Source organism: Virgisporangium ochraceum (assembly GCF_016863655.1).
Classification (GTDB): domain Bacteria; phylum Actinomycetota; class Actinomycetes; order Mycobacteriales; family Micromonosporaceae; genus Virgisporangium; species Virgisporangium ochraceum.
Genome location: NZ_BOPH01000088.1, coordinates 161,108 through 187,522 on the forward strand (window position 1 = coordinate 161,108; position 26,415 = coordinate 187,522).

A 26,415-nucleotide genomic window follows, 5' to 3' on the forward strand; every position below is an offset into this window, starting at 1 on the left:
CGGGTCGGATCGACCGGGCAGTTCCATCGGACGGTCCGGCGCTGTCAGGTCCGGGTGCGTTGGCGGGCGGTTCGCCGTTTGTCGGTCTGGCGGCGTGCCTTGATGAGGCTGCCGCAGTCGTCCATGCTGCACCACCGGCGGCTGCGGTTCTTGGTGGCGTCGAGGAAGAGCCAGGAGCAGCCTTCGTCGGTGGGGCACTGCTTGATCCGGTCGAGCGGACCGTGGGTGAGCAGTTCCATCGCCGAGGCGACGACCGGCCACCAGGGTCGACCGAGCGGGTCCGCGGAGGCGCCACCGGACGCGTCGCCGGACGCGTCGGCGGGGACCGCGGCGTCCCAGGTCCAGTCGAACCGGTCGGCGTGTGGCGCCAGCCGGCCGTGCCGTGTCGCGGTCGCGAACGCGCGGCCCAGCAGGTCGAGGTCCGCCGGGGTCGGCGTGGTGTCGTGGACGATCGCGGCGAACAGTCGGAACAGTCCCTCGCGCAGGTCGATGGCGGTCCGGAACGCGGCCTGCGCCGCCGAAGGCCGGGCAGCGGACGTGCGGAGCAGCGCGTCCGCGGTGGCCTCGTCGACGAGCCCGCCGTACCGCGCCCACGTCACCAGGTCCGGATACCCGGTCAGCCACTCGCGGGACACCGGACCGGTCCGGGGTTCCACCGTGTTGATGAAGTCCAGGCACAGCGCCCCACCGTTGCGGACGAGTCCTTCCACGCCCACGGTCGCGTCGTTCATCACAGTCCACCTACCACTAAAGGCTGTTTTACCGGCAGCACATCGAGTATGCTTCCACTAAAGCAAGGTTAGCCGGTAGTTCGAGGAGGGGCCATGCACACCAACTACGCCGTCGGGCGGCTCGGCGTCGAGCTCACGCGGGAGGCGTCGCGGTCAGCGCTGCCGCACGCGCCGGTGACCGAGGACCGGCCCCCCGCGCCCGCCGCGTTCCGCGTCCGGATCGCCGGCGCCCTGCACCGGCTGGCCGACCGGATCGGCCCGGTCGACGCCCGGGCCGGCCACAGCCCGCTGCAGCACGTGTGACGGGAACGCGGCGTCGCGGGGAGGTGGCGACACGGGGACCGCTACCGTATCGGCGTGGCTTCCGACGACAACGTGATCGGCGACGATCCGCTCGTCGACGGCATGGAACTGTCCATACGGCTACGGCGGGACTTCACGGTCACCGACGCGGGCCGCCTCCTGGCGACCGCACGGCGCGCCTACCGCGAGCTCAACCCGGGCGCGGGCGCCACCGAGGCCGACGAGATGGTGACCTGCGCGGCGGACGCGCTGTTCGTCATCCTCGAACAGGCGGGCCTGCTCGGCGACGCCGTCGACGACCGGCTCGCCGGTCACTCCTCCGACGGGCTGGCGACCGGCGGGTGGCGGGCCCAGGTCGTGGTGGGCGAGCCGCACCCGCTGTCTCCCCGCCCCCGGGGCGACTGCCTACGCGGCGACGACGTCTTCGCGATCCCGCCCGGCAACGACGACTGACGCGTGCGCTCGAGCACCGATAGACCGGCCCTCAACGGCCGGTGCGATCCTCGGCCCGGAGCAGGCGTTCGGCCTCGAATGGGGTAGCCGAACGAATGCACTGTCTCTCCACTCCCTACCCGTAGCGTGCCCGCATGGCTATCGGAGACGAAGGCCTCCTTGAGGGGGAGCAGTTCGACCGCCTGGCCCGCTACGGCACCGAGGAATGGGCCGACGTGGGCCGACGCCTGTACTCCTCCGGCGACCCCACCTACGACCTCTACCCGCTACGCACCGCGACGGTCGAGGTAATCCGTGATATGACCGAGGTCGAACCCGAACATCTCGTCTACCGGCGCGGACCGGGCGAGTTCCTGGGAGAACTGAGCATCCTGACCGGCCAGCAGGTGTTCGCCACGGCGAAGGTCGTCGAGGCCGGGCTGGTCGTTCGGATCGGCGGTCCCGCGTTGCGGCGGGTGCTGGCCGAGCAGGTCGATATCGCAGACGTGCTGATCGAGACGTTCCGAGCGCGACGCGAGGTACTCCGGTCGGCGGCCGGCAGCGCCCTCGAGATCGTCGGTCGGACGAACCCCTGACCTGGTGGTGGTCGGTGCCGGACCGGCAGGTCTGGCCGCCGCGGTCTACGCCGCCTCCGAAGGGCTGGCGACCGTTCTCGTCGATGCCGGCGGGCTGGGCGGGCAGGCTGCCACGAGCGCGCGGATCGAGAACTATCTCGGCTTTCCGCAGGGCATCGGTGGTGAGCAACTGACCCGGCTCGCGATGATCCAGGCACTCAAGTTCGGTGTCCACATCTCGTCACCGTGCCAGGTGACCGGTCTGGACATCGACGATCCGCAGCTTCCGGTCGTGGAGCTGAGGGATGGCACCCGTATCGCGACGCGAGCCGTGATCGCCGCCACAGGCGCGCGGTATCGCCGCCTCGACGTCCCTCGCCTGGCGGAGTTCGAGAAGGCCGGATGCATCCGGTACGCGGCCACGGAGCTGGACGTGCGCGGCTACGAGTCGTCGCCGGTGACCGTCGTCGGTGGCGCGACGCTGACGTCGATCGCCGTCCACGGCCACGACGGTCTGCGGGAGGACCTGGCATGCCGGGGACTTTCTGTTTCATCGGCGCCGAGCCCGAGGCGGCCTGGCTGACCGGCATCGCCAAGGACGACAAGGGCTTCGTCCAGACCCGGATCCGTGAGCTCCCGCTTCCCTTCCAGACCAGCGCCAAGCGGGTTTTCGCGGCGGGCGACCTCCGGGCCGGATCGATCAAGCGGGTCGCTGCCGCGGTCGGTGAGGGGGCGAGCGCGGTGTCCTCGGTGCACGCCGTGCTGGCAGGGCACTGAGGACACCGCGTCGTCCGGCGCGCAGGCGCCTCAGCGCCTGGCGTACACGCCGCGGAGCAGACCCAGTAGCGGACGGTCGTTGAGGTCCAGCCACGCCTCGGTGTACTCGTGGCGGAGCAGGTAGGCGTTGTAGTAGCCGAACAGGGCGGCGGTTCCCTCGGCCCAGTACTCGTCTGGGCTCGACGACGTGTAGGAGTCCCTCCCGACGTACGTCGCGTTCGGGCCGCGCGCCATCAGCGTCTGCGTCACCGTGGTGCGCAGCGCCGGAGCGGTGGCGTAGGTCAGCACCGCGTGGCCCAGCTCGTGCACGAGGATGTGCCCGCGTCCGTTGGTCGGCACCCGGGTCGTCGTGGTGACCTCCTCCGCGCCGACCGAGACGGCCAGCCGGTTCGTGCCGGGGATCACGGTGCCGCCGGTTCCGCGCACGGCGTTCCATGGCCGGTCGTCGACGCAGCCCGGGATCTTCGCGCCGGGTGCGGCTCCCGGCGTCAGGTCGTCGCAGGTCATGCGGTTCCGGAGGTACCGCCAGGGCTCCAGGTCGGTGAGCGCGACGTTGACCGGGATCACGTGGACCTCCACGACCCGACCGCTGAGCTGGAGCCGGCTCGAGTTCGACAGGGACGCGAGCACCCGGTGCGCGAGTGCGCCCGCCTCGGGCACACCCACCCCCGTCGGCGTCGGCACGAAGCCGGCCAGGGAAGTGGCGTAGGTGAGGACCTTTCCGCCGAGGGCCCCGGTGATCCCCAGATCCCTGCCCTGGCTGCCGTACACGGCGCGCAGCGTGTAGGCGGTGCCCACGGCCGGCTGGACCTTCAGCGAGCCCTGCCTGGCGACGGTCGAGCCGTTGAGCTTGATGGATATCGGCGCGCAGCCGTCGGGCACGTCGGCGGTCCAGGTGATGGTGCTCCGGCCGTCACCTCCGAAAGGACTGCCGGTGCTGGTGAGCGTCGCGCGGGTCTGCGCGACGCAGGTGCCGGCGTTCGCGCCGGCCGGGGTGGCCGGCCCAGCGAACGTGAGCAGGGCGGCGGCAACCGTTGCCGCGCCTGCCGATCCGACCGTGCGGATGTTCATCGTTCCTCCAGGGTGTTGGGTTCCGGCGGGTCTACGGTGCCGACCCGGCCCGCGGTTCGCCGTGCGGCCTGTGTCGAGCGGCACAGCCCTCTCCGCGATCCGGCAGGGTCCGGCCGCACGTAGCTCCGGCGGTTGTCGACGGGACGCAGGCGCCCGCTGACGTGAACGGAAGGAACAGCAATGAACGTACGTCCGACGGTGCGTCGGGTCCTGACCGCGGCGGGCCTGGCGGTCGGCGTCCTGACGGTGGCGGCACCGGCGCTGGCCGCGGCCGGAACCGGCGCGGGCACACCGCTGGTGGAGGTCTCGGGCAGTACCGGGGAGGTGAGCTTCGACGCCCGCGACAGTGCCAACCCCAACCGGGTGGAGGTGTGGGTCGAGGGGACCAGGGCCATCGTCCACGACGCGAACAACCCGCTGAGCGCCGGATCCGGCTGCAAGCTGCTGGACCCGAACACGGCCCGCTGCGGATCCGACGTGACCCGGCTGCGGGTCGCCCTCGGCCCGGGCGACGACTTCCTCGTCCTGCGCAGTCCGCTGACGGGCAGCGCCGACGGCGGAGCCGGCAACGACAAGCTGACCGCGGCGGTCACCGGGCCGTCCACGTCGCGGATGGCGTACTCCGGTGGGCCGGACCTCGACACCATCAGCTACGACGGCGCCGACTCCGGGGTCTTCGTGACGCTCGACGGGGACGACCGTGACGGGCGGCGCTGGCGGGACCACGACAATGTCGCCGACGACATCGAGAAGGTGATGGGGAGCCGGTCGGCCGACGTCCTCACCGGCAACGACCTGCCCAACATGTTCGACGGCCTCGGCGGCGGCGACGAGATCCTCGGCCTCGGCGGAGCCGATGTGTTCGACGCCGGCGACACGACGAGCCGGTTCGACCGGTACGTCGGCGGCGAGGGCTTCGACAAGCTGACCTACAGCGCGCGGACCGTCCCCACCGCCGTGTACACCGTCGACGTGGGTCTGGGTCGCTACAGCGGCGACACCGACCACTTCCTGGAGATCGAGTGGCTGATCCTCGGGTCGGCAGCGGACCAGGTCGACGCGTTCGGGGCCGGAGTGCGCCACGTCAACTGCGGCCCGGGGGCCGACGTCATCCGGGCGCCCCGCGCCGGGGGCACCCACGTCAACTGCGAAACCGTTCTGCCGCCGCTGAACGGCTGAGCCGGGCCCCGGGGTCCGCGCCCTCCGCGAGGGCAGGTGCGGCCTTTCCGCGCCACCGAACGGCCAGACTACGCAGCGCCACGGGTCGACGCACCCAGAGTCACGGTTCGCCTACCTTATGAAGCCTGCCGGCCCGGTCCGTTGCCGGCGTGGAAGGGAACCAACGTGCGCATCCGAGTCATGGTCCTGGTGGCCGCTGTCCTGGCCGGGCTCCTGCCGGCCACCCCGGCCGCCGCCACCGCACCCGGAGGACGGGCGATGTGGCTCTGGAGCACCCCCGCGCCGGCCGAGGTGGTCGCCTGGGCGCAGGCTCACGACGTCCGGGAGATTCTGGCCTACACCCCGACGCAGCCGGACCTGGCGTGGTTGCGCGAGCTCCGCGCCAGGTCGGCCGCCGCCGGCATCTCGCTCGCCGCTCTCGGCGGCGACCCGTCCTGGACCACGCAGCACGCGGCCGCCGTCTCCTGGGCCCGCGCCGTGACGGCCACGGGACTGTTCGACGCACTGCACGTCGACGTCGAGCCGCACCTGCTCCCGGCCTGGAACACCGACCGGGCCGGCACCGCCACCAGGTATCTGGCGATGCTCGACAAGCTGAACGCGGCATCGTCGTTGCCGCTGGAGGCCGACGTCGCGTTCTGGTACGGCGAGGTGGCCCTGCCCAAGGGCACCGACCTCGCAACGCAGCTGCTCCGGCGGGTCGACGCGGTGACGGTGATGAGCTACCGCGACACCGCCACCGGTCCCAACTCGGTGACCGCCGTCGGCGCCGACCTCCTCGCCAAGGGCAGCGCCGCGGGCAGGCCGGTGCGCCTGGGCACAGAGACGCAGCCGCTCATCGAGTGCACCCACTGCACCTTCGCCGAGGAAGGCGCCGATGCCCTGGAGGAGACGCTGGCCGAGGTGACCGCGGAGGCCGGGTCCTACCCGGCGTTCGCGGGGGTGGCCGTCCACCACTACGACTCCTGGCGCACCCTGGCCTGACCGGGGTCGTCAGGGGCGGCGGGTCAGCAGGGCACCGTGTGGAAGCCCATGTGGGTCGAGGTGCGGCCCCACTGTCCGGGCTCCTGCCCGGGGCAGCCGCGCCACTTCTGGCCGATGAGGGTCTCCCGGTCGCCACTGCTGTAGTAGTCGATGACCAGCAACTGGTCGCCGGGTGGAATGGCGGCGGCCGGGGACGCGCCAACGGTGAGCAGGACGACGGCGAACGCAGCCGAGAGCAGACCTCGTGTGAGCATTCGGATCCTCCAGTGTGTCGGTGCCGGAATCGGAGACCCAGCGTCCCCGCCGGCGTTGCAGACCGGTTGCAGGGCAGTGCCACGCCGCGGTCGCGCTGTCACCGGCCGGGGGATCGCCGGTCGCGGAACGGTTCCAGGTTCAGTTGGCGTCCCACCGTGCCGGCGAACCACGTGTGGTACTCGTCGTTCAGCACGTGGTCGGCGCGCATGGTGTCGCGCCACTCCGGCCGGTCGAGCACGGTGAGGTAGCGGCGCACGATGTCGTCGCGTTGCGGAGCGGTGCATCCGCACTTCCGCGGTGAGTTTCCGGTGAGGTGGGCGGCGATCGTCGCCGACTGGACGTAGCGGGCCGCGGTCGGTTCCTGCCGGCTCCGGTGTGCGGCGTGCGCGGCGAGCACGGCCGGTGCCGGCGGGTAGTCCTCGAGGGTCAGGCCCATTCCGCTGCAGCCCGCCAGGATCCGCAGCAGCAGTCCGGTGTGGTCGACGACCTCGTCGTCGGCGTGGGTGTCGACGATCGCCGCGTGCAGGTGCGCCGCTGTCGCGACGTTCCACGCGTAGTAGCCGTTGAGGAAGTCGCCGTCGCAGGAGTGGCGCAGCAGCCACGCGCGGGTGTCGGCGGTGACGTACCGGCACAGTTCCTCGACGACGTACACCCGGCCCCAGCCGGCGACCCGCTGCGCCAACCACAGCAGTGCCTCGTGGCCGCGGTCGTGGCGGCGTCGCAGTGCCTTCGCCGCGAGCGGCCCGAACCGGTTGGACAGCAGCCCGATCGTGCGGATCAGGTCGATGTCGGTGGGGTCGTGGTCGGTGGCCAGCAGCGCCAACCCGACGGTGACCGCGCACCGGTCGGAGCCATGCCGCACGAGCCACCGGCCGGTGTCCAGCACACGCTGCCGGTCGGCCCTCAGCGCCGCGGCGGCGACGTGGTGGTTCTGGTGGATCGGAACGTCCACCTCGTGGAGTGGGCCGACGAGGTCGGCCGGCCGCGCATGGGGATCGGCGAAATGCCGATCGAGGACCACGGCCACCGCGACGCCGTCGCTGCGCCAGAACTCGGGGTCGTCGGACAGGGGACCGCCGTGCCGTTTCCCATCGGGATACGGTTCGCCGTCGCGCGGCAGGGGTCCGTCGGGACTGCGCTCGTGCAGCAGAAGGGCGTAGTCGTACAGGGATCCGAGCGGCTCACGCTCGGCCGTCGCGCTCACCGGCGGACGGAGGACTCGATTCTTTCGATCACGGGTCAGATCGTGGCAGGTCCGTACGTGCGGCGCAACGGGTCGGCCGCGGCCAGGAGCGCCTGGCCGGCGACGGCGGCGGCCAGGCCCACCCGCGCCGCGCGGCTGCCGCCCGCCGCGCCCGACGCCGCCAGAGCGACCACGGCCAGCAGCTCGCCGATGTGGATGACGGCCTGGAACAGCCAGCCCCACGAGGGCTCCCAGCCGGCGACGGCCGCGCGGCTGGCGTAGACGACGGCGAAAGCCGTGATCGGGACGGCGACGGCGGCGGTCGCCCGGGATGTGTTCATACGAGGCTCCTCAAAGGTCGGGGACATGCGAGAACCGTGGCCCGACGGGGCGGTCCGTGGCAGCCGGGCTGTCACCGGTTGGCTGACAGGTGCCTGCACGCTTGTGGGCGCCGCGCCCCGCGCTGCACCATCGCGGGGTGGCCCGATTCCGGATCCGTGCGCTGCCGGCGGTGCTGCTGGCCCTCGCCGTCGCGGGCGGTGCCGCGTCGGTGCCGTTGTCGTTCGGGTCAGAGCCGCTGTACGACACGGTCCTGTATCCGCTCAACGGCATCGGTCTCGCGTTCGCGGGCGCGTTGATCGCCTCCCACCAACGGGTGAATCCGCTCGGCTGGGTGCTGATAGCGGCCCGCCACGACGACCCGCTCGCCGCCCTGTCCGACCGTGAACGCGAGGTCCTCGCCCTGATGGCCGAAGGCCTCAACAACCCCGCGATCGCCCGACGGCTGTTCGTCAGCGAACGCACCGTCGAGGGCCATGTCCGGCATCTGCTGCTCAAACTCGGACTCGCCGAGTCCGACGACGGACACCGCAGGGTCCTCGCGGTGCTGACCCACCTGCGCCGCAACGGCACCGTCCAGCCGGACCCGCCGTGAGCGGTCAGTCGACGTAACGGGGCCTCAGCACCGGAAGCCGTGCGAGCCGGTCGGCGCTGACCGGCCGCAGCGGTACGTCGACCGGCACCACGGCGGATCCGCCGTCCGCTACCCGGATCTGGACGAGCCGGCCGGCGTGGCGGCGGGCGACGACGGAGCCGGCGGACCACCGGTCGCCCGGTCTGTCCCAGCACCGTGTGCCGTCGCACCGCCGCACCAGCGACGCCTCCCGGTCGAGGAGTTCGACGAGCACGGTGCCCGCCGGGCCGGTCAGTTCGACGTCGATGCCGGCGCGGTCCAACCGCATCCCGGTCGGTGCGAACCCGGGGAGGTCGGGGAGCACGAGGGCGACGTCGGAATGGGTGACGTCCCAGGTCCGCCACCGGTCCTGGCGGGTCTGTTCCAGCAGTGCCACTCCGGACAGGGCCACCACGGCGGTCACCGCGGCGACGAGGACGTCACGGGGGACGACGTCCGGCGCCGTCGTCACTCCGGCGAGGGTGTAGGTGGCGGTGACCGCCAGCGTCCACGCCAGGAAGCGGTCGGCGCCGCCGGCCGCGCCGCCGTCGAGGGTCCCCAGGAACACCGCGGCCAGGACCGGCCCACCGACGCCGGCCGCGAGGGCCGTGGCGGTGAGCAGCCGGGCCGAGGTGAACATCGCCGCCAGGAACGGACCCACGATCAGCCCGGCCCCGAGGGCCATGCCCGCCGCCTCCAGATCCTCCATGGGCAGGGTCAGACCGGCAGCGGCGGGATCGTGGGCGTGCCGGATCGCGACCGCCACGATCGCGCCGACGACGAGCCCGATGGCCGTGCTGCCGGCCAGGTGCGTCACCGATGGGTTTGCAGCGATGGACCATCGACCCGCAGGCATGGCGCCGATCGTCCGTCGGGCCCCGGCCCACGGTCAACGCCGCGCCCGAACCCTTCACCGAACCCGCACAACGCCGCCCTATTTGGTCGTCGCGTTGGTGAAGCTCTGCCGCGCCGACGCCAGGAACGCCGACTCGATCCGGGTGCGTTGCGCCTGGGACCAGGGTCCCTCCGCTATCCGCCGCGCCTCGATCTGCGCCGACCAGCGCAGGTTCGCGTCACGGACCTCCAGGCCCAGGAAGGCCTGGCTGCCCGGTCCGGGCCTGTCGCCGCTGGCCCGGTAGGTGAACGCCCGCTCACCGACACCCGGTGCGTCGGTCGGACCGGCGTCGTTCTTCTCGTGGTTCACCCGCTCGGAGTCGTACTCCTTCGTCGCGTCGGCCGCACTGGGCTCGACGATCAACGTGAAGCTGAGCGTCACGATGGAGTCGCTGAGCCCGTCCGCGGGAACGTGGTGCACGCTGCGGATGCAGTCGGCCCGGCCGGTTCCCGGGACCACGCCGGGGTTGCGGGAGGACAGCGGCGCTTCGTCCTCCTTCTCGAAGATCGGCTTCAGCGGACTGAGGTCGATTTTCGGGCACAGCGCCGAGACATTGTCGAACGAGTACCGCGGGGACGCCGAGCCCGGCGAGGAGAGTATGGAGGCGGGCGGGGAGATCGGCGGGATCGACCGGGCGCCGGTGGCCGTGGGGCCGGCCGACACGCCGTCGCCGGTCCCTTCGACCTTCCGCAGCGCGTTGGACAGGACGGCGACGGAGAGCACGACAGCCGCCACCACACCGGCCAGGACCAGCGCGATCGGGACGGCCCGGCTCCGGCCCCGTGCGGCGGGCGGCACGCCGCCGGCGGCCGGCGGCGCGCCGACGGACGGTGGTCCCGAACCGCGGCCCGACGACAGCGGACCGGGCGGGAGCGGGCCGGGCGGGAGCGGGCCGGGCGGGAGCGGACCGGTGGCGAGCGCGGCACCCGACGGGACGGCCCGGTCGGGCTCCGGCTGCAGGGCGCCCTCGGCCACCACCAGCTCCGGCTGGTCGGTGATCGTCGGTGCGATGCCCAGCGCATCGTGCAGCAGCGTACCCACGAGGGGCGTCCGGCTCGCGCCGCCGACCAGGAACAGGCCCCGGATCTGGCCGGTCGCCACGCCGGCCTGCTCGACCAGGCGCCTCATCAGGGTCACCGCGGGTTCGAGTGCCGGGCGCGCCAGTTCGTCGAACTGGCCCCGGCCGAGCGGTACCTCCTCACCGGTCGCCGGCACGGTGACGAACGTCGCGGCGGTCCGCGACAGCATCTCCTTGGCGCCGCGGACGTCGTCCCACAACGCCCGGCGGCCGACCTCGTCGTGCCACAGCTGCCCGTACCGCGACCGCAGGAAGGCCACCAGAGCGGCGTCCACGTCCAGCCCACCGAGGTCGTCCAGACCCGCCGACCGGACCACGTCGAACCCGGCGTCACCCCGCCGCAGCAGAGCGACGTCACTCGTGCCGGCACCCAGGTCGAAGGTGAGTACGTGACCACCCACCGGCAGGTCCACGCGCCCCGACCCGGCGAAGTAGCGGGCGGCGCCGACCGGCTCCGGGACGAGGCGGTCGACGGCCATCCCGGCCCGCGCGGCAGCCCCGGTGAGCAGCCCGCACCGGACCGGTCCCCACCCGACGGGACGGGTCAGCACCACCTCGTCCGGCGGACCACCGACCTGGGCGGCCTCGACGGCGACCCGGCGCAGCACGGCGGCGACCAGGTCGACCACCTCGACGGCGCGCTCGCCCAACAGGACCGAGCCCTCGTCGACCCTCCGCTTGGGGTTCGGCTCCAGGCACTCCGGCCACCGGCGGGCCAGGTGAACGGCGTCCCTCCCGGTGTGCAGCGTTCCGGCCGGGTCCAGCAGCACCGCCGACGGCAGCAGCGGCGAACCGTCGAACAGCAGGGGCCGGATCGGACCGTCGGGCCGCTGGACCATCGCGACGGTGGTGGACGTGCCGAAGTCGACGGCCAACCGGTACGGGGACGGATTCGGCACGGTCACGGATGCTACCGCCCCGGATCGCGATGAACCCACGTCGATGCGACGGGGGCCCGGTCTGTCAGACCGGCAGCTCGTGGAGCGCGCCGTTGACCGCCGAGGCGAGCAGCGCGGTGCCGTCGGGGAACCAGCGCAGCGACTCGGGCACCAGCTCCGTCGCCAGCTCGCGGAGCACGCTGCCGGTGTCGAGGTCCCACACCCGGACCGCGTCGGCGTGCGGGGTCGCGAGCAGGCCGGTCGGCGACAGGGCCGCCCGACCGACGATCGGCTCGGTCACGAGCCGGCGGTGGCGGAAGTCGCGGGCGGACAGGTCGTAGACGCTGATCCACTGGCCGCTCGACCCGCCGGCGGGCCACCAGCGGCCGGTCTCCACCAGGATCCCCCGGGACGGCAGCAGGTACGAGGCGTCGCCCAACGCGGGCCGGCCGTGGTCGGTCTCGGAGACCCGCTGGCGGGCGGCGAAGTCGTAGGTGATGTCCAGCCGGGCGCCGTATGCGCGTACGTGCCGGTCGTCGACGATGTCGGCGTACAGCAGGTCCATCCCGATGCGGCCGTTGTCGAGGACGGACAGCGTCTTCCCGTCGAGCAGGTACAGCTCGCCGTACCGGCTCCGGGACACCTTCGTGGCCACGATCACCAGCCCGTTCGGCAGCCTCCGGATGAGGGTCGGGGTGCTCTTCAGACCGTCGACCGAGGCCTCGTGGGTGCCGTCGACGTGCCACCGCTGCACTCCGTGACCGAAGCCGGTGTAGAGGTCGTCGCCGGCCAGGTACACGGCGCCCTCACGGTCGTGCTCCGAGCCGAGAACACCGAACAGCGGTTGGGGCCGTTTCCGGACCCAGACGAACGCCTGCTGGTCGTGGCCGCCCGTGGCAAACCGCTCGCCGTCGAACGAGGCGGACCTGACGGCGGCCATGTGCCCGTCGAACGCCGACGGCCACGTGTCGCAGTCGCCCAGCACCTCCACCCGCGCGTGGAACTCGACCGCGATCCGGTCGGACGCGACCGCCGCGAGCCAGGCGTACGCGGGGGTCTCCCACCGGCGCAGTTCGGCACCGGTGGCCGGGTCGAGCTCCACGACCGTGCGGTACCGGTCGACCACGAGCCGGTCGCCGCACAGCATGGCTCCGGAGACCCATGCCGACTCCCACGCGGTCTGCCCGGTGACCGCGTCGACCCCGAAGAGCTTCTCGGCGTGGACGACCGCCGTTCCCGCGGACGTGACACCCACCAGCGACGCCGGCTTCTTCGCGGCCAACAGCACGGTGGCCTTCGGCGCCTTCTTCCGCCCGGGCGGTGGCAGCTCCCACGCCAGGGCCCGCGCCCCGGCGGCCGCCACCACCCGGTCACCCCGCACCGCGACCCCGGTGACCGGCGCCCGCGGCCCGGTGAGCGTGGCCGTGACCGTGCCGGTGGCCGGGTCGACGAGCAGCACCCGCCCGCCGTTTCCGAGGTCGGTACCGACCGCCACGACCGACCCGTCGTCGGCGACAGCCACACACGACGGCACCGCGTCGAGCCCGACCAGCCGCACCTGCCACGTTCCGGTGTCGACCACCGCGAGCGTGCCGGCACCGTCGTCGTTCGCCAGCGCGGCCACGAGGCCCCCGCCGGCGGCGAGGCAGGGACGCCGATCGAGGCCCAGCGTCACACCGACCTCGACCGTGCGGACCGGTTCGAGGCCGGCCGCCCGGTACACCTCGAGGGCCGACCCGTTGACCGCGACCACGTGCCCGCCGACCGGCACGAACGCACCGACCTTCGCGCCGGTGACCACCTCGCCGGTCTCGACGTCGACCGCCTGCAACCGCCCGAGGTTCTGGAGCACCGTACGCCCGTCGGTCGAGAACCTCCGCCGGCCGTGTGTGGACATGCCGCGGAACCGGCCGGATCCATACTCCTGCATGCGTCGGACGCTAACAGCGTGATGCGACAGTTCCGCCGCCGGAGGTGATCGCGGCCCGGACGTTACGGCGTCGGGCCCGCCCCGGCCGGGCGTTCCCAGCGGACGCCGGCCACCACGCCCGCGTGGTCGGACGTGTAACGCGGTGGTGCGTCCCGGAACGGCTGGGCACCGACGACGCGGGCGTGCCGCGCCGACACCGGGCCGGTGAGCAGCACGAGGTCGATCCTGGACGCCAGCTGTCCGGCGGTACCGGACAGGGTCGGTTCCTGGCAGCAGGTGAAGCCGTCGGCGGCGGGCGACGTTGCGGCCCAGGCGTCGCGGAACCGTCCGGTCAGCAGGCGGTAGGTGCCGGTCGTGGTGCCGTCGGCGGCGGAGTTGAAGTCACCGACGGCGATCACGGTGTCCGCGCCCGAGACGGGTCCGTTCAGGAACTCGACGGCCTGGGCCTCCTGCACGTCCGGCGCCTGCTGCGTCTCCAGATGCGTGGTGACGAAGCGGAAGGGTGCCCCGTGGTGGGTCGCCTCGACCGACGCCCAGCCGTGGACCAGCTGCACCGGCGGCACGCCGGGGAGCGGAACCGCCAGCCGGGCCCGGTAGGTGCCGTTCCGGGGGGTCGACCACCGCAGTCCCGGTGTCCGTTCGTTCACCAGCACCACGTCGCGGTCCTGCAGCCGGATCGTGCACGCGCCCACGGTCGGGGACGCGCACGGTGCGGTCAGCGGGATCGGGCCCACGTCGGTGCCGGCGGTCACGGACGCCACCGAGTACCGCAGGCCGCGCCGGTCCAGCGCCTGCTGCAGGATGGCGAGGAAGTCCTGGGACGGGCCGGCGCCGGGCCCGGTCGTCGTCCACGTGGTCACCTCCTGGAGCCCGACGAGACCGGGCTGCGCGGCCTGGATCTCGTCGGCCAGCCCCTCGGCCCGGACGGCGAAGTCCGTCGCGCGGACGCCCGCGTAGATCGCCGACACCGCGGCGAGCAGGCCCGGGGTGTCCCGGGCCGTCAGCGCCGGCGTCAGGCTGGCGCCCAGGTAGATGTTGCGGGTCATCACCCGCAGCTCCTGCGGGTCCGAGGGCGCGTTACCGGCGGAAGGCGGGGGAGTCCGGTCGGCCCAGGCCGTCGGCAGCCATGCCGGCGCCGCCGCGGCGCCGGCGAGGGCGACCGCGACGACCGCGGCCCAGCGCCGGCCCGTACGACGTCGGAGAGTTCGAGGGCGGGAGTCCATCGCCGCAGCCTGCCAGACCGACGCCGCGGCACCGGTCCGTCGCGGTCACCCCGACATCGACGCCTGTGCGGGTCGGAGGGGCAACGGATGTCGATCGGGTCGGGTGCGGTGGCGGCGGGTGGCCCGACCGGTCCGCGCGCCATGTCCGCACCTTGGCGCCGCCTTCGATGCCGTGCGGTCTATCGAGTGGGGCACGGCCGTCGATCCCTCGCGCGCCGTCGAGCCGTCGCTGGACGGGCCCGCCGCGCGCCGGCGACGGCGGAGGACCCCACGACCGGCCACCCCATCCCGACCGATCAAGGGAACCGGAACGAACGACGGTCGCTAACCGACCACCGCGTCGACCGCCGCGTCGACCGCTGGGGCGACCCCGTCGACGACGCCGACCCGGCCCCTGCCCCGGGCCTTGGCGGCGTACATGGCGGCATCCGCCCGGCGCAGCACCACGTCCGGATCGTCACCGGCGTCGGCGACGACCACGCCGACGCTCGCGCCGATGACCGCCTCGCCGTCGTGGACGGTGAACGGCTCGGCGAGGACCTCCACGATGCGCCGCGCGACCGAGTGGGCGTCGTCACCGGCGACGTCGGGCAGGACCACGGCGAACTCGTCCCCACCGATCCGGGCGATGAACGTGTCCGCCCGGACGTTGGTCCGCATGCGGTCGGCCGCGGCGACCAGCACCGCGTCGCCGGCCGCGTGGCCGAGGGTGTCGTTGACGGGCTTGAACCCGTCGAGGTCGACGTAGAGGAGGGCGGTCGGTCCGGTGCTCCCGGCGAGCACCCGGTGCCACCGGTCGTGGAACTGCCGACGGTTCGCCAGTCCCGTCAGCTGGTCGGTGTTCGCCAACCGCTCGACGGTCGCCAGCGCCCGCGACAGGCCGCTCATGACGCCCCACAGCCGGGCGATCACCAGCAGGAACAGCACAACGGCACCACAGGCGAACACCGGCACGTCCAACCGCTCGTGGCGCAGCCACTGGATGGTCAACGCCGCCGGAGCGCACAGGCTCGCGAGGGCCAGCGCCGCGAACCGCCCGTTGCCGATGACGCCGGAGGACCTCGTCGCCGTGGGGACGAAGATGCCGGTGATGCCGGGATGCAGGGCGGCCGCGCCCAGGAGGACGCGCATCGCGAGCCAGCCGAGGTCGATCGGGTCACCGAACCGGTAGGTGCCGGACAGCATCAGCAGCGAGTAGGCGGTGTCGGAGAAGAGCCCGGCCGCGACGGCGACGACGAGCATGAGGTAGGGCACGGGACGGTTCCGGCGGCCGAGGGCCATGCGCAGGACGAGCGCCAGCGAGAACAACGCGGTGACCGGATACGCGAGCAGGACCACCCGGGCGAGGCCGCTCAGACCACCGGCGTGGACATGGGGCGACATGAGGAACACCCACGACAGCATCCCGGCACCGGTGGAGACGATCAGGGCGTCGATGACGCCCGGGCGGTCGGCGTGGGCCCGCCGGACCCGGACGAACCCGGTCAGCGCGACGATCAGGGAGAGCGCGCCGGCGAGCAGGAGGTAGTCGGCGGGGGAGGGGAACACGTCGCGTCCCACCAGCACCACCTGGGCGCCGTAGTACGACAGCCCGGCGGCGTAGAACCACATGGACGTGGCCATGGCGAACCAGGGCCACCGCACCATCGTCCGCGCCCGGGCCGGGCCGACGACGAGCGCGACCCCGGCCGCGGCGTTGAGCACGACGTTGATCGCCGTCGCGGCCAGGTCCCAGGGCAGGGCGAAGTAGGCGACACACAGCACGGCTCCCCCGGTGCTGAACACCTTCCACGCCGGCCACAGGCGACGGCCACCCCTCATGCAGTCCACATCGGTCCGACCGTCCCGACGATCAGCATTTCCGGGGGACAAGGCACGGAGACCGCCCCGGGCGACCCCTGGATGGCGAACGTGGGTGCGATTGGTCGATGCCCCGGGTCGGCGATTTGGTTGGCACGCCACGCCCTCCGTGTCCCCTGCGCTTCGAGCGGCCTGGCACGGATCGGGTGGGGTTATCCCTACTTCTGACACTGCATCGACGTTCGTAAAGATTGATGACCGTTTGGCGGTAGCGTCTCCTCTGCCGTGGTGCACAGGCCACCGGTTCCGGAATGGGGGGAGAACGCTATGCGACGATCCGGCGCGTTAGTTGCCACCGGAGTTCTGATCCTGGCTTCGTTGGTCGCCACCCCGGCGGCGGCGAAACCGGGCGACGACCTCACCCCGGCCGAGCGCGCGGCGCTCAGCCGCGGGCTTCAGGTCGCGCCGAAGCAGAAGGGCGGCAAGCCGACCGGACCCAACCCGGCCGTCTCGCTGCTTCCCAACCCGGCCAAGGCCGACTACGCCGGTTGGCAGGCCTACATGGCCGCGCAGGCCAAGCAGCGCGCGGACAAGAAGGCCGCCGACCGCGCCCGGTCGCGCGCCCTCGAACCGACGCCGCTGCTGGTCGACGAGGACGAGCCGGTCGGCACCCGCGGCGGCAACGACACCGTCGGCACCGCGCAGCCGGCGCCCGGCTTCGGCACCGGCGCCGGCCGGAACCCGAAGGCCCGGATCATCGGTGACCTGTCGCCGCAGTCGGTCTCACCGACCACGGTGGCTCCCAACACCGAGGACGACGGCGCGATCCCGCTGGCCCGCGACACCGGCGTCGACGGTGGCGAGGGAATCAGGACGACCGGCACCATCGGCGACGGCCCGCACGGCAGCGCGGGCACGGGTACCGGCGACTTCGACTACTACAAGTTCCACGGCGTGGCCGGGCAGGGCGTGACGATCGACATCGACACCCCGGCCGGCGGCACGCTCGACTCGATCATCTTCGTCCTGCGCGCCGACGGCTCGGTCGTCGCGTCGAACGACGACGAGGTTCCGGGCCAGGTCTTCGACAGCAAGGTCACCTTCAACGTCCCCGCGACGGGCGACTACTTCGTCCTCACCGCCGGGTACCTGTCGCTCCCGCAGGACGTGAACGACCCGGCGAGCGGCACCGGCGCCGACAGCGAGGGCCCGTACACGATCACGCTCACCCAGTTCCAGAACGACGTGGACTTCTTCGCCGTCAACCTGAAGAAGGGCGACGTGCTCGGCGGCTCGGTCGAGGGCTCCGCCACCGTGATCACCGTCTGGGACCGGAACGGTCGCGAGGTGCACGGCTCGGACCAGGACGCGACCGCGAACTACCCGATCAGCACGCCGCTGCCCGGTGGCGGCAACGCCGTCACCGACCACGTCGCCGCCGAGGACGGCCTGCACTACGTCAGCGTGACCGCCGGCTCCGGGCGCTACGACATCACCGTCGAGGCGTACCGGCCGATCCTGCAGGGCCAGACGCCGACCCAGACGCTGTTCCTGGACTTCAACGGTGCGCGTCTCAACACCGCGATCTTCTTCGGCATCGGTGCCGGGCAGCGCAACCTGACCGGGTTCCCGGCGTTCATCGGGCAGTGGGGGCTCAACCGCAACCAGGAGCGCGCGCTGGTCCGGCAGATCACCGCCGAGGTCGAGGAGAACCTGCGTGAGGACCTGCGTGCGAGCGGCCTGAACAACCGGTTCCGCCTGCGGGTGCTCAACAGCCTCGACCACGCCGACCCGTGGGGTCAGCCCAACGTGAGCCGGATCATCATCGGTGGGACCATCGCCGAGTCCGGCATCGATACGATCGGCATCGCCCAGTCCATCGACCCGGGCAACTTCACCACCGAGGAGACGGCGCTCGTCCTGCTCGACATCCTCAGCAGCAACGACGGCCACCCGGCGTCGCTGAACACCTACATGACCGCCGCCAGCAACCGGGTCAAGTTCGTCTCGCAGGCGATCGGCAACGTCGTCTCGCACGAGGCGGGCCACTTCTTCGGCAACTGGCACGTCGACCAGTTCAACGACCGGCCCAACCTGATGGACCAGGGCGGCAACTTCCCGGTCATGTTCGGGGTGGGTCCGGACGGAGTCGGCGGCACCGCCGACGACCCGGACGTCGACTTCGGCGAGGACGTGTTCAACCCGAACGAGGGCTTCACCGGCATCGAGAACACGCTCGCCCGTCCGGCCTTCGGCTTGACCAGCTAGCGATCCGCGCGATCACGGGCCGCCGGGTGCATGCCCGGCGGCCCGTCGTCGATCATTGGAGGCATGTCCCTCTCCGACGTACGCGCCGACATCGACGACCTCGACACGCAGCTCGTCGCGCCGCCGCCAGGCTCTCGTGGAGGCGGCGGCCGCCTTCAAACGCGACGAACACGCGGTGCGGGCGCCCGACCGCGTCGAGCAGGTCGTCGCCGCCGTGCGGGCGAAGGCCGTCTCCGCCGGCCTGGAGCCGGCGGTGGCGGAGGCGGTGTGGCGCTCGATGATCGCGGCGTTCATCGAGGTCGAACTCGACCGCCACCGCCGGCGGTGACAGGCCCGCGGAACGTGCCGCTACCGCGACGAACGGAGCCGGTACCAGCGAGGTGAGCTCCTGTTCATCGGCCAGCCGAGCCCGTCGGTCTGTGCCGGATCGACCGATGTCATCGTCCATCCCGGGAAGGCGGCGGCGACCTCGTCGAGGGAGACGCCGCCCATCCAGGCGCGCAACCGGGTCGGCCCGAACGCCAGCATCAGCAGGGTGGCCCCAGGGTTGGCGAGTGTCGTGACGCCTCGTCCCACCGCCTGACGCCGGTCGGCGTCGAAACCCTGGAAGCAGCCGACGTCGAGGAAGAAGTCGAACGTCGCCAGGCCGGCCGAGGCCAGGTCGGTCACATCGCCGACGACGTAGGAGGGTCCGACGGCCCTGCGCCGCGCCGCGTCGATCGCGGCCGCCACATTGTCGATGCCGGTGGCGGCCTTTCCGTAGCGCTCCCAGGGGGTGAGCCCTCACCGGTACATGCGGGCGTAGCTCATGTGCCGGCGGAGGTGGCCGAGGCGTCCGGTCGGTCCATGGCAGCATTCTGCCGGCCGGATGCGGCTTCTACGGAGCAGAGTGACGCGTCCGGCGGGAGGCACGGTTCTCGTAGTGGCCGATGTACGTGCTCAACCGGGCGGCCTCGTCGGCGGTGATCCGGCCTTCCTGCTCGGCGACGACGAGGTGGTCGACGACGACCTCGTGCTCGCCCGCGTTGCTGATCCGGCCGCGGCGCAGCACGTCACCGAGAACGTCCTTGCGTTCGAAGGGCAGGCCCTCCGCGGCGACCTGCTCCCAGAACCGGTCGACGTGCGGGCCGGTCGCCTCGTTCCAGTACGTGAAGAATGCCGTCTCCAGGTGGCGCAGGCCGGCGAGCGTCTGCGGCGGCTGCTGCATCAGCTCCGTGAGCTCCTCGCCGAACTCGATCATGTCGCCGTCCTCCGGATGTCCGGAGAGGGCCTGTGCCCCGATCTCGACCGCGCGGCCGAACTGCCCGGCCCGCTCCACGTACTTCGCACTCGGCCCTGGCATGGGTCCCCCCCGTCGTTCATGGACGCCGTCAGATGGGCAGCGTGCCGATGGTGGCCGCGGCGCCCGCCCGCCTCGTGGCGCTCGACAGACATCGGCACATCATGCCCCGGCGTCGGGCCGGTCAGCCCACCGCGTACGTCAGGGTCACGCTGTTGTTGTTCTCGTCGTACTCGGTGAAGTTCGGTGTGTCGACCCGGATCGTGAACGTGTAGACGCCGGGTGCCCGCGGCGCCTGCCACACGTAGGTGAACTGGCTGAACGACCCCACCGGCATGTTGTTGCCGTAACAGGCGAGGCCGGGCCAGCGGTAGCCCCCGCAACCGCCGATCGGCCAGCCTCCGTCGAACGACCCGGCGCGGGGGACGATGAACTCGTCGTCCGATGCCGGATCCCAGACCACGAAGACCTCGCGCGGTGCGGGCCCGTCGGGCCACTGCATGGGTCCGGTCAGGCCACCGGTGCGCCAGCCGGTGCTGGTCACCCGCACCGTGTAGCTGTGGGTGCCGCCCGGGGCGACCAGAAGCGGCAGCGCCGGGGTCGTCGACGCGGTGACCGTGAAGTCCGCCCACAACCGGTAGCACGTGGGGCCGGTGCACGGTGCCGCCTGCGCGGGGACGGCCGTGACAACGGCGCCGACGAGGACGAGGGCCGCGGTGAGCAGGCGGCGTAACCAGGGATCACGGGACATGGCCCGACGCTAGAAGCCGGGATCCGTGCGATCAACGCGGTCGCCACGACCCGACAGCAGCCCGTGTCAGGACGCGAGGTCGGCCAGCAACGCCCACGTGCCCCGGGCGTCCGCGCGTGCGGGCGTGCGGGCGTGAGCGCGGCAGCCACCCGTCGGGTCTTCGCGCATCGCGCGCGCGGCCAGGAAGACCGACGGGCGGACCGCGCGGCACGCCTCGACGTCGGCCGGCACCCGGCCTGGCACTGGTACCGCTCCGCCGCGCTGAAGATGCCGCCCTGGATCTCCGGTGACGACGGAACGTCGGGATCGCCGGCGTACGCGTGGTCGACGGCGGACCAGTCGGTCTGTGCCAGGAGGTCGTCGGTCCGCACCACCGGAGCTCAAGCCGCGACCGGCCCACCGGTCCGACGGCGGTGAGCCCCGGTGGTCGTCTGGCAGCATGGCCTGAATGGTGACGGGCGTTGCGATGGTCTGGATCGGCGGCACACCGCCCGCTCGACGCCGTGCTCGCCCTGGGCGCGGAGGCCGCGGCCGACGAGTTCGAACGCACGTCGGCGCTGAGACTTCCTATCGTGATGGCCGATGTCCGGGCCGCTCACGTCGCCGGAGTGCCGACGCTGGTCGAGGGGCCGCAACTCCACCCGCGAGCGGCCGCGACGTGGTCACCCGTCGGCGCGATCTGGTTGGTGACCACCGCCGAGCGCACGCGCGCGGCTCGACGGCAACGGCTGCTGCGCACGGACGACGACGCGGCCCGCCGCCGGGTGGACGCCCTGGTCGAACGCGACCAGGTGATCGGCGCGCGGCTGCGGTCCGCGGCCCGGGAAGCCGGCCATGCCCTCGTGGAGGTCCCGACCGATGTCGACTGGACCGGTGTCGTGGCGGCCGTGCGCCAAGCCGTCGAGGCCGTGACGGCCCCGTTCGACCGGCTCGCACCCGGCGCGGCGCTGTCCTCACGCCGACGCCACGAGAACGACGTCGTCCTCCGCCAGATCGTGGCGCACGAGCGGCACATCGGAGCGACACTCCCGCCGTTCCCCTACGCGTGCGTGTGTGGGCGCAGCGGCTGCACCGACACGGTCTCCGCCACGTCCGCCGAGTACCGGGCCAGCGGCGGACAGCTGACGCTGTGAGCCCGTCCCGTTCGACAGGGCACCAGCTATGCCGAACGGCGCTGGCGTATCAGCGTCTCCAGGTCTGTGGCGACGGCGTCAGGTGAGATGCCCATCTCGCTCAACAGCGAGACGGCGACGGAGTCGGCTCCGGTGAGGGCTCCGCGCAACGCCGCGGTGGTGCCCACCCGCCGACGGCCGCCCGGTCCTCGGACGTCCGTCCGCCTGTTTCGTGATGAATGTCGGGAGCTGCGCCATACCGATACGTCGATGATCGTGAGCGGGTGGGAGGCTATGAACATCAACAAGCGTTTGTGATGTTCGTAGCCTCCCACCCATCGGCATCGGTTGATGGCCGATGGTCCCGTGCGGGTCGCGGAACAGCCATCAAACAGGCAAAACGCCCAGTCGTCCTGTCCAGGCGATAGCGGGGACCGGGAGGTCCGGTTAGCCGCAACACGCTGGGATCCGCGGTCGCCAGTCCTCTCTGCCAGTCCACCCGATGGACGCCGTGCCGACGGAGCACCCGTCCCCCGTCGTTCGCGCCGCCGGTCTGCAGATGGCAGCGGGCATCGGTGAGGTCCTGATCGATGGTGAGTACGGCCAGGACCAGGTGGCCGGTGGTCACCACCCGGTGGTCCAGAAGAATGGCCTGTCGCATCGCTCCTGTGCCCACCGCGAGGAGCATCGGTCCGGACCGTCCGGGCGCGGTGATTTAGCTGAACACCTGCGCCACGACGGGTGCGGGCAGTGAACCGGCGGGCCGCGTGACGCCCAGGAACCGCAGCAGGTCGACCGCCGGTCGCCACGGCCGGCTCGGTGTCAGAAAGCCGGGATCGGCCGACGTAGCTGCGGATGACGCCGTCCAATCTCGATCAGCACATCGCTGGTGGACACGAGAGTCCTGCCCTTGCGGCGCATCGCGGCGCCCAGCGCCCCGACGATGCCGGTGCCGGCCACGGCTGGAAGCGGCGCCGTACCCACGTCAGTGGTGGGGGTACGGCGCGATCTCCGCGTCCCAGTCGTCCGCTGCCCGCAGAAGCTGCTCCCGGTGCACGTCGCAGCTGATCCGGTACGGGGTGCCCGCGGCGCGTCGTGGCCGCCAGGGCGGGGCGAACTCCAGGTCCAGGCCGATCTCGATCAGGGCGGCGTTCCGGGTCCGCCCGACGAGGGTCAGCGTCAGGTTGGGCTCCAGGAACGACAACGAGCCCGCGGACCCGACGGCGACATCGCGGAGCCAGGCGCTCAACCGTGGGGACTCGTCGCAGGTCAATGCCGGGTAGCGCCAGCTCCACGATCCCTCGTCGCAGGTCGCGGTCCCCTCGACCAGGTGCCAGCTGCACCGCTCGGCAGGGTCGTCCGCGTCCGGGAACTGGTAGCCGACCACCCGCATGTCGACGCCGGACCCGGCCGCTCCCCACAGACGCATGTCCGCCAGTCTGGCAGCGTGGACGATCGGCACGCCGTGATACGGCGCGTGCCGAACGGCTCGGGGAGGAGGTCGGTGCCTGCTGGAGGTGCTGCCACACGGTGACCACCCGCGTGCGAAGGACAGGCCGCGCCCGGCGGTGGATCAGGGCGCGGGTGTCACCACCAGCACGGTGTTCGAAGGCCAGGACACGAGGCCGTTGGCGGAGCGGGACCGCACCTGGTACCGGTACACGGAGTTCGGCGCGACGGTGGTGTCGACGTAGGTGTCGGTGAACCCGACCTGTGCGATCGGGCTGAACGTGTCGCCGCTGTAGCCCGGGGCGCGTAGCACGTCGAAGCCGGTGGGGCTGCAGCCCAGACCGGGCACCACGATGGTCCAGTGCAGCCGCACCGAGGCCGGCCCCACCGCCGCGGTGGTCAGGTTGGTGGGGGCGGGTGGCGGGGTCGTGCAGGGGCCGGGGGTCATCGCGGGGACGATCGGCGAGAACGCCGACACGTTGCCGGCCGCGTCGCGGGCGCGGACCTGGTAGAGGTAGATGGTGCCGGGGGACAGTCCGGTGTCGACGAACGTGGTGGTGGTCGATGTTCCCACCGCCGTGAAGATGACCGGCGATCCGGTCGACCGGAAGACGTCGTACGCGGTCACCGCGGTGTCGTCGGTCGACGGCGCCCACGTCAGGGCGAGCCGAACCTGGCTGAGGGCGAAGGGGCGAGGGGGGCCGGGCACCGTCGGCGGCTGCGTGTCCGTCGCCGACGGACCGGCCGCTTCGACGGCCGCCGAAGCGGACACCGGACCGGCCGCGATGGTTGCGGACGCGAGCACAGCCGCGGCCAGGGTCAGGACACGGGTCCACGGGAACATGGCCACCTCACAGACGCGGGTTGATGGGAGCGCTCCCACTCACCGATGCTAGTGCTGCCCGGGGCAATAAGAAATAGGCAAATATCGATCAATTGGACCGGGTGGAGCGGGCCGGCACGCCCCTGGCAGGCTGACGCGGTGCGGGCGTTCCTCATCACCGGCAACCCGGGCTCGGGGAAGTCGACGCTGGCCGTCCACCTGCGCCAGCGCGGCGTGTCGGCGGTGGACGCCGACGACCTGGCCTTGTGGGAGGACGCCTCCGGCACGCCGGTGACCCCACCCGCGGACGTCGACGGGGCCTGGCAACTCGCCCATCGCTGGGTCTGGAACCGCGCCCGCATCGAGGCGGCCATCGCCGCGTCCGGTAACCCGGGCGGGGTGACGTTCGTGTGCGGGATCGCCGTGAACCAGCACCGGATGCTCGATCTGTTCGAGCGCGTGTTCCTGCTGACGATCGACGCCGACGCGCAGGACGCGCGGCTCGCCCTCGCGACCTCGCCGCAGCGTACCGACGCGGTCAAGCGGCAGATCCGCGACGGCCGCGCGGGGTTCCAGGCCACGATGCTGGCCGCCGGGGCGGTGCCCCTGGACGCGACCGCCTCGCCGGCGTCCCTCGCCGACACGGTGCTGGCCATGGTCGACGCTCCGCGAGAGCGGTGACCGGAGCCGCGGTCGGGGGCCGCTGAGCCTGTGCACTCCCGCGGCCGGCGACGACGGGTGCGCCGGTGGTGAACAGCGGTTGGCGGCGCGCGGCCGGTACGCCGCTCGGCCGGCCTGCTGACCGGGCGGGCCAGGCACTACACGTACGTGTCGAGCCGGTCGGTGTACCGGTTTCCCGGCGTGCCGCCGTTGACCGAGGCGTCGCCGCTGTGCGGCCCCGACGAGCCGGCTGCGTCACGGAGGTCCGACCCTGGCGCCGGGCCCGCGCGACCTGCCGCTGCAGTACGTCGACGCGCGCGACCTGGCGGCGTTCCTGCTCGATGCCGCGACAGAGCGGCTGGCCGGCGCCTTCAACCTGGTGAGCCGGTCCGGACACACCACGATGGGCGAGCTCCTCGAGGTGGCGGCAGAGGTGACCGGCGGCCGCGCCGAGCTTCGCTGGCTGGACCCCGAAGCCGTGCTCGCCGCGGGCATCCGCCCGTGGACCCAGCTGCCGGTATGGCTGCCGCCCGGTCCCGCCCACGAGTTCCTGCACGCAGGTGACGTATCCCGCGCCCACGCGGCCGGGCTGCGCACCCGCCCGGTACGCGAGACGATCGCGGACACCTGGTCCTGGCTCGGTTCGCTGTCCTCCACGCCGCGCCAGGCCGACGGTCCACCCGTCGGGCTCGACCCGGCGGTGGAGGCGGCCGTGCTCGCCGCGGCGACGTGACCCGCGGAGCCCGACCACCGACGACCCCGAGCCGGCCTGCGGGAACGGAACACCGCGTAGGGCCGGTCAGCCGCCGGTGGCCTCGCGCTGGATCCGTTCGAACTGGTCGGCCATCGCGGCGGCCAGCGCCTGTGCGGCCGACAGCGGACGCACCATCACCGTGAGCTCGTCGATCAGGCCGTCACCGTCGAGGTGCAGGAAGTCGCAGCCCTCGACGGTGACGTCGCCGATGCGTGCGCGGAACACCAGCGCGTGGTCGCGGCCGTCGTCGCCGGTCAGCTCGCGGACGTACTCGAAGTCCTCGAAGACGCGGAGCACACCGCGCAGGATCGCGGCGGTGATCGCCTTGCCGGGGTAGGGCTTGAACGCCACCGGACTGCGGAACACCACGTCGTCGGCCAGGGTCGCCGCCATGGCGTCGGGGTCGCGTGCTTCCACCGCGCTGCGAAAGTCGATCATCGCGTCAGCGTACGGCGTCACGGGCGTCCGACCGCGGCCAGTTCGTCGAGCACGTGGTCCGGGTCCCAGGCGCCCGGGTCGGTGGTGTCGTCCCACCGCGCGATCTGTTCGCGCGCCCAGCGGGTCCAGCGGAGGACGGCCGTCTCCTGCTCGTACTGCAGCCGCAGCCCGACGGCGCTCAGATGTGCGCGCTGCGGGAACGGCACCGGACGCGTCGCGGCCAGCTCGGCGAGCGAGGCCACGCGGTCGACCGCCTCCGCCTCGATCCGGTCGATCGTGGCGAGCAGCTGTTCGGTCGTTCCGGCGTCGGCGAAGAACACCTTGACCATGCCCTCGAACTCGATGCTGCGCGGCTCGGGCGGCTCGCTCAGCCAGTTCCGCAGCGCCTCGCGTCCCTCCTCGGTGATGCGGTAGACGGTCCGGGCGCGCCGGCCGGTCAGCTCCCGCACGGAGGTCGCGAGCCCCTGCTCGACCAGCCGCTTGGGCTCGTCGTACAGCTTGCGCTCGGCGCGGGGCCAGAACCAGTTGAGACTGCGCTTGACCTGCTTGGCCAGCTCGTAGGTGGTCCACTCGCGCACCGAGAGCAGCCCGAGCAGCGCGTACGAGGTCGTCGACATGGCAGTCACGTTGACATA

Annotated in this window: 31 protein-coding genes and 1 pseudogene; 14 read left to right on the forward strand and 18 right to left on the reverse strand. The window is 72.4% G+C overall.

The window, feature by feature from the left end; translation table 11 throughout:
• Positions 1 to 44: 44 nt before the first annotated feature.
• A complete protein-coding gene (locus tag Voc01_RS31815) occupies positions 45 to 731 on the reverse strand; it encodes a CGNR zinc finger domain-containing protein (RefSeq protein WP_203931301.1) in 687 nt (228 codons plus the stop codon).
• 93 nt (positions 732 to 824) lie between these two features.
• Here Voc01_RS31815 and Voc01_RS31820 point away from each other — a divergent pair, with 93 nt between their 5' ends.
• From Voc01_RS31820 to Voc01_RS31840, 5 genes are all read left to right on the forward strand, one after another.
• Positions 825 to 1,034, forward strand: coding sequence for a hypothetical protein (locus tag Voc01_RS31820; RefSeq protein WP_203931302.1), 210 nt, complete (start codon positions 825 to 827; stop codon positions 1,032 to 1,034).
• Positions 1,035 to 1,088: 54 nt separating this feature from the next.
• Positions 1,089 to 1,487 carry a hypothetical protein gene (locus tag Voc01_RS31825; RefSeq protein ID WP_203931303.1) on the forward strand — a complete coding sequence of 133 codons (399 nt, stop codon included), beginning with the start codon at positions 1,089 to 1,091 and terminating at the stop codon, positions 1,485 to 1,487.
• 134 nt (positions 1,488 to 1,621) lie between these two features.
• Positions 1,622 to 2,062: a cyclic nucleotide-binding domain-containing protein gene (locus tag Voc01_RS31830; RefSeq protein ID WP_203931304.1), complete on the forward strand. Its 441-nt coding sequence runs from the start codon at positions 1,622 to 1,624 to the stop codon at positions 2,060 to 2,062.
• A 4-nt stretch (positions 2,063 to 2,066) separates the two neighbouring features.
• Positions 2,067 to 2,624, forward strand: coding sequence for an NAD(P)/FAD-dependent oxidoreductase (locus Voc01_RS31835; RefSeq protein WP_203931305.1), 558 nt, complete (start codon positions 2,067 to 2,069; stop codon positions 2,622 to 2,624).
• Complete coding sequence (locus tag Voc01_RS31840) at positions 2,573 to 2,818, forward strand: NAD(P)/FAD-dependent oxidoreductase (protein WP_203931306.1); 246 nt, start codon at positions 2,573 to 2,575, stop codon at positions 2,816 to 2,818. Before Voc01_RS31835 ends, Voc01_RS31840 begins: the two co-directional genes overlap by 52 nt.
• Positions 2,819 to 2,848: 30 nt before the next feature.
• Here the strand turns inward: Voc01_RS31840 and Voc01_RS31845 are convergent, their stop codons facing one another.
• Positions 2,849 to 3,889 carry a hypothetical protein gene (locus tag Voc01_RS31845; RefSeq protein WP_203931307.1) on the reverse strand — a complete coding sequence of 347 codons (1,041 nt, stop codon included), beginning with the start codon at positions 3,887 to 3,889 and terminating at the stop codon, positions 2,849 to 2,851.
• A gap of 180 nt (positions 3,890 to 4,069) precedes the next feature.
• Between Voc01_RS31845 and Voc01_RS31850 the strand changes: the two genes are divergently transcribed.
• Complete coding sequence (locus tag Voc01_RS31850; RefSeq protein ID WP_203931308.1) at positions 4,070 to 5,068, forward strand: hypothetical protein; 999 nt, start codon at positions 4,070 to 4,072, stop codon at positions 5,066 to 5,068.
• 165 nt (positions 5,069 to 5,233) lie between these two features.
• A complete protein-coding gene (locus Voc01_RS31855; protein ID WP_203931309.1) occupies positions 5,234 to 6,052 on the forward strand; it encodes a hypothetical protein in 819 nt (272 codons plus the stop codon).
• Positions 6,053 to 6,075: 23 nt separating this feature from the next.
• Here Voc01_RS31855 and Voc01_RS31860 read toward each other — a convergent pair whose 3' ends face one another.
• The 3 genes from Voc01_RS31860 to Voc01_RS31870 form a co-directional block, all read right to left on the reverse strand.
• Positions 6,076 to 6,306 carry a DUF6289 family protein gene (locus Voc01_RS31860; RefSeq protein ID WP_203931310.1) on the reverse strand — a complete coding sequence of 77 codons (231 nt, stop codon included), beginning with the start codon at positions 6,304 to 6,306 and terminating at the stop codon, positions 6,076 to 6,078.
• A 98-nt stretch (positions 6,307 to 6,404) separates the two neighbouring features.
• Positions 6,405 to 7,511, reverse strand: coding sequence for a hypothetical protein (locus tag Voc01_RS31865; protein ID WP_203931311.1), 1,107 nt, complete (start codon positions 7,509 to 7,511; stop codon positions 6,405 to 6,407).
• Positions 7,512 to 7,546: 35 nt separating this feature from the next.
• Positions 7,547 to 7,831, reverse strand: a complete 285-nt coding sequence (locus Voc01_RS31870; protein WP_203931312.1) for a hypothetical protein — start codon at positions 7,829 to 7,831, stop codon at positions 7,547 to 7,549.
• Positions 7,832 to 7,968: 137 nt separating this feature from the next.
• Between Voc01_RS31870 and Voc01_RS31875 the strand changes: the two genes are divergently transcribed.
• Positions 7,969 to 8,424 (forward strand): response regulator transcription factor, encoded by a 456-nt coding sequence (locus tag Voc01_RS31875; protein WP_239160613.1) that lies wholly within the window; start codon positions 7,969 to 7,971, stop codon positions 8,422 to 8,424.
• Positions 8,425 to 8,428: 4 nt separating this feature from the next.
• On the opposite strand, the gene Voc01_RS31880 is transcribed toward Voc01_RS31875, so the two are convergent.
• The 5 genes from Voc01_RS31880 to Voc01_RS31900 form a co-directional block, all read right to left on the reverse strand.
• Positions 8,429 to 9,259, reverse strand: a complete 831-nt coding sequence (locus tag Voc01_RS31880; protein WP_203931314.1) for a hypothetical protein — start codon at positions 9,257 to 9,259, stop codon at positions 8,429 to 8,431.
• 117 nt (positions 9,260 to 9,376) lie between these two features.
• Positions 9,377 to 11,314, reverse strand: a complete 1,938-nt coding sequence (locus tag Voc01_RS31885) for an Hsp70 family protein (protein ID WP_203931315.1) — start codon at positions 11,312 to 11,314, stop codon at positions 9,377 to 9,379.
• A 64-nt stretch (positions 11,315 to 11,378) separates the two neighbouring features.
• The gene (locus Voc01_RS31890) at positions 11,379 to 13,223 is read right to left on the reverse strand and encodes a WD40 repeat domain-containing protein (RefSeq protein WP_203931316.1); all 1,845 of its coding nucleotides are present in this window, start codon (positions 13,221 to 13,223) and stop codon (positions 11,379 to 11,381) included.
• Between the two features lie 62 nt (positions 13,224 to 13,285).
• Positions 13,286 to 14,446, reverse strand: a complete 1,161-nt coding sequence (locus tag Voc01_RS31895) for an endonuclease/exonuclease/phosphatase family protein (protein WP_203931317.1) — start codon at positions 14,444 to 14,446, stop codon at positions 13,286 to 13,288.
• Between the two features lie 324 nt (positions 14,447 to 14,770).
• Positions 14,771 to 16,267: a GGDEF domain-containing protein gene (locus Voc01_RS31900; protein WP_203931318.1), complete on the reverse strand. Its 1,497-nt coding sequence runs from the start codon at positions 16,265 to 16,267 to the stop codon at positions 14,771 to 14,773.
• Between the two features lie 357 nt (positions 16,268 to 16,624).
• Here Voc01_RS31900 and Voc01_RS31905 point away from each other — a divergent pair, with 357 nt between their 5' ends.
• Both Voc01_RS31905 and Voc01_RS31910 read left to right on the forward strand, forming a co-directional pair.
• Positions 16,625 to 18,514 (forward strand): PPC domain-containing protein, encoded by a 1,890-nt coding sequence (locus Voc01_RS31905; RefSeq protein WP_203931319.1) that lies wholly within the window; start codon positions 16,625 to 16,627, stop codon positions 18,512 to 18,514.
• A gap of 55 nt (positions 18,515 to 18,569) precedes the next feature.
• Positions 18,570 to 18,842 (forward strand): chorismate mutase, encoded by a 273-nt coding sequence (locus Voc01_RS31910; RefSeq protein ID WP_373873896.1) that lies wholly within the window; start codon positions 18,570 to 18,572, stop codon positions 18,840 to 18,842.
• Positions 18,843 to 18,862: 20 nt separating this feature from the next.
• On the opposite strand, the pseudogene Voc01_RS31915 reads toward Voc01_RS31910, so the two are convergent.
• The 4 genes and pseudogenes from Voc01_RS31915 to Voc01_RS31930 all read right to left on the reverse strand — a co-directional run.
• Positions 18,863 to 19,276 (reverse strand): annotated as a pseudogene (locus tag Voc01_RS31915) (hypothetical protein); the annotation flags it as partial.
• Between the two features lie 115 nt (positions 19,277 to 19,391).
• Complete coding sequence (locus tag Voc01_RS31920) at positions 19,392 to 19,856, reverse strand: hypothetical protein (protein WP_203931321.1); 465 nt, start codon at positions 19,854 to 19,856, stop codon at positions 19,392 to 19,394.
• A 121-nt stretch (positions 19,857 to 19,977) separates the two neighbouring features.
• On the reverse strand, positions 19,978 to 20,544 hold the full coding sequence (locus Voc01_RS31925) for a hypothetical protein (protein WP_203931322.1): 567 nt from the start codon (positions 20,542 to 20,544) through the stop codon (positions 19,978 to 19,980).
• Positions 20,545 to 20,610: 66 nt separating this feature from the next.
• Complete coding sequence (locus Voc01_RS31930; RefSeq protein ID WP_203931323.1) at positions 20,611 to 20,787, reverse strand: hypothetical protein; 177 nt, start codon at positions 20,785 to 20,787, stop codon at positions 20,611 to 20,613.
• Positions 20,788 to 21,005: 218 nt separating this feature from the next.
• On the opposite strand from Voc01_RS31930, the gene Voc01_RS31935 reads away from it, so the two are divergent.
• Both Voc01_RS31935 and Voc01_RS31940 read left to right on the forward strand, forming a co-directional pair.
• Entirely contained in the window at positions 21,006 to 21,677 is a 672-nt protein-coding gene (locus Voc01_RS31935) for a hypothetical protein (protein WP_203931324.1), read from the forward strand.
• A gap of 481 nt (positions 21,678 to 22,158) precedes the next feature.
• Positions 22,159 to 22,410, forward strand: coding sequence for a hypothetical protein (locus Voc01_RS31940; protein WP_203931325.1), 252 nt, complete (start codon positions 22,159 to 22,161; stop codon positions 22,408 to 22,410).
• A 231-nt stretch (positions 22,411 to 22,641) separates the two neighbouring features.
• On the opposite strand, the gene Voc01_RS31945 is transcribed toward Voc01_RS31940, so the two are convergent.
• Both Voc01_RS31945 and Voc01_RS31950 read right to left on the reverse strand, forming a co-directional pair.
• Positions 22,642 to 23,085: a WapI family immunity protein gene (locus tag Voc01_RS31945; RefSeq protein WP_203931326.1), complete on the reverse strand. Its 444-nt coding sequence runs from the start codon at positions 23,083 to 23,085 to the stop codon at positions 22,642 to 22,644.
• Positions 23,086 to 23,229: 144 nt separating this feature from the next.
• Positions 23,230 to 23,988, reverse strand: a complete 759-nt coding sequence (locus Voc01_RS31950; protein ID WP_203931327.1) for a fibronectin type III domain-containing protein — start codon at positions 23,986 to 23,988, stop codon at positions 23,230 to 23,232.
• Between the two features lie 99 nt (positions 23,989 to 24,087).
• On the opposite strand from Voc01_RS31950, the gene Voc01_RS31955 reads away from it, so the two are divergent.
• Positions 24,088 to 24,609 carry a nucleoside/nucleotide kinase family protein gene (locus Voc01_RS31955; protein ID WP_203931328.1) on the forward strand — a complete coding sequence of 174 codons (522 nt, stop codon included), beginning with the start codon at positions 24,088 to 24,090 and terminating at the stop codon, positions 24,607 to 24,609.
• A gap of 358 nt (positions 24,610 to 24,967) precedes the next feature.
• On the forward strand, positions 24,968 to 25,321 hold the full coding sequence (locus tag Voc01_RS31960; protein WP_203931329.1) for a hypothetical protein: 354 nt from the start codon (positions 24,968 to 24,970) through the stop codon (positions 25,319 to 25,321).
• Positions 25,322 to 25,387: 66 nt separating this feature from the next.
• Here Voc01_RS31960 and Voc01_RS31965 read toward each other — a convergent pair whose 3' ends face one another.
• Positions 25,388 to 25,780, reverse strand: coding sequence for a nuclear transport factor 2 family protein (locus tag Voc01_RS31965; protein ID WP_203931330.1), 393 nt, complete (start codon positions 25,778 to 25,780; stop codon positions 25,388 to 25,390).
• A gap of 17 nt (positions 25,781 to 25,797) precedes the next feature.
• Complete coding sequence (locus Voc01_RS31970; protein ID WP_203931331.1) at positions 25,798 to 26,397, reverse strand: PadR family transcriptional regulator; 600 nt, start codon at positions 26,395 to 26,397, stop codon at positions 25,798 to 25,800.
• Positions 26,398 to 26,415 lie beyond the last annotated feature (18 nt).

What these genes read in the sequence shown, in the direction of transcription:
- Voc01_RS31890 (WP_203931316.1), bottom strand. Translation starts at nt 13,223, where the DNA reads ATGCAGGAGTATGGATCCGGCCGGTTCCGCGGCATGTCCACACACGGC.
- Voc01_RS31830 (WP_203931304.1), top strand. Translation starts at nt 1,622, where the DNA reads ATGGCTATCGGAGACGAAGGCCTCCTTGAGGGGGAGCAGTTCGACCGC.
- Voc01_RS31900 (WP_203931318.1), bottom strand. Translation starts at nt 16,267, where the DNA reads ATGAGGGGTGGCCGTCGCCTGTGGCCGGCGTGGAAGGTGTTCAGCACC.
- Voc01_RS31820 (WP_203931302.1), top strand. Translation starts at nt 825, where the DNA reads ATGCACACCAACTACGCCGTCGGGCGGCTCGGCGTCGAGCTCACGCGG.
- Voc01_RS31850 (WP_203931308.1), top strand. Translation starts at nt 4,070, where the DNA reads ATGAACGTACGTCCGACGGTGCGTCGGGTCCTGACCGCGGCGGGCCTG.
- Voc01_RS31970 (WP_203931331.1), bottom strand. Translation starts at nt 26,397, where the DNA reads ATGTCGACGACCTCGTACGCGCTGCTCGGGCTGCTCTCGGTGCGCGAG.
- Voc01_RS31895 (WP_203931317.1), bottom strand. Translation starts at nt 14,446, where the DNA reads ATGGACTCCCGCCCTCGAACTCTCCGACGTCGTACGGGCCGGCGCTGG.
- Voc01_RS31845 (WP_203931307.1), bottom strand. Translation starts at nt 3,889, where the DNA reads ATGAACATCCGCACGGTCGGATCGGCAGGCGCGGCAACGGTTGCCGCC.
- Voc01_RS31860 (WP_203931310.1), bottom strand. Translation starts at nt 6,306, where the DNA reads ATGCTCACACGAGGTCTGCTCTCGGCTGCGTTCGCCGTCGTCCTGCTC.
- Voc01_RS31965 (WP_203931330.1), bottom strand. Translation starts at nt 25,780, where the DNA reads ATGATCGACTTTCGCAGCGCGGTGGAAGCACGCGACCCCGACGCCATG.
- Voc01_RS31840 (WP_203931306.1), top strand. Translation starts at nt 2,573, where the DNA reads ATGCCGGGGACTTTCTGTTTCATCGGCGCCGAGCCCGAGGCGGCCTGG.
- Voc01_RS31920 (WP_203931321.1), bottom strand. Translation starts at nt 19,856, where the DNA reads ATGCCAGGGCCGAGTGCGAAGTACGTGGAGCGGGCCGGGCAGTTCGGC.
- Voc01_RS31925 (WP_203931322.1), bottom strand. Translation starts at nt 20,544, where the DNA reads ATGTCCCGTGATCCCTGGTTACGCCGCCTGCTCACCGCGGCCCTCGTC.
- Voc01_RS31940 (WP_203931325.1), top strand. Translation starts at nt 22,159, where the DNA reads ATGGACGCCGTGCCGACGGAGCACCCGTCCCCCGTCGTTCGCGCCGCC.
- Voc01_RS31945 (WP_203931326.1), bottom strand. Translation starts at nt 23,085, where the DNA reads ATGCGTCTGTGGGGAGCGGCCGGGTCCGGCGTCGACATGCGGGTGGTC.
- Voc01_RS31870 (WP_203931312.1), bottom strand. Translation starts at nt 7,831, where the DNA reads ATGAACACATCCCGGGCGACCGCCGCCGTCGCCGTCCCGATCACGGCT.
- Voc01_RS31815 (WP_203931301.1), bottom strand. Translation starts at nt 731, where the DNA reads ATGAACGACGCGACCGTGGGCGTGGAAGGACTCGTCCGCAACGGTGGG.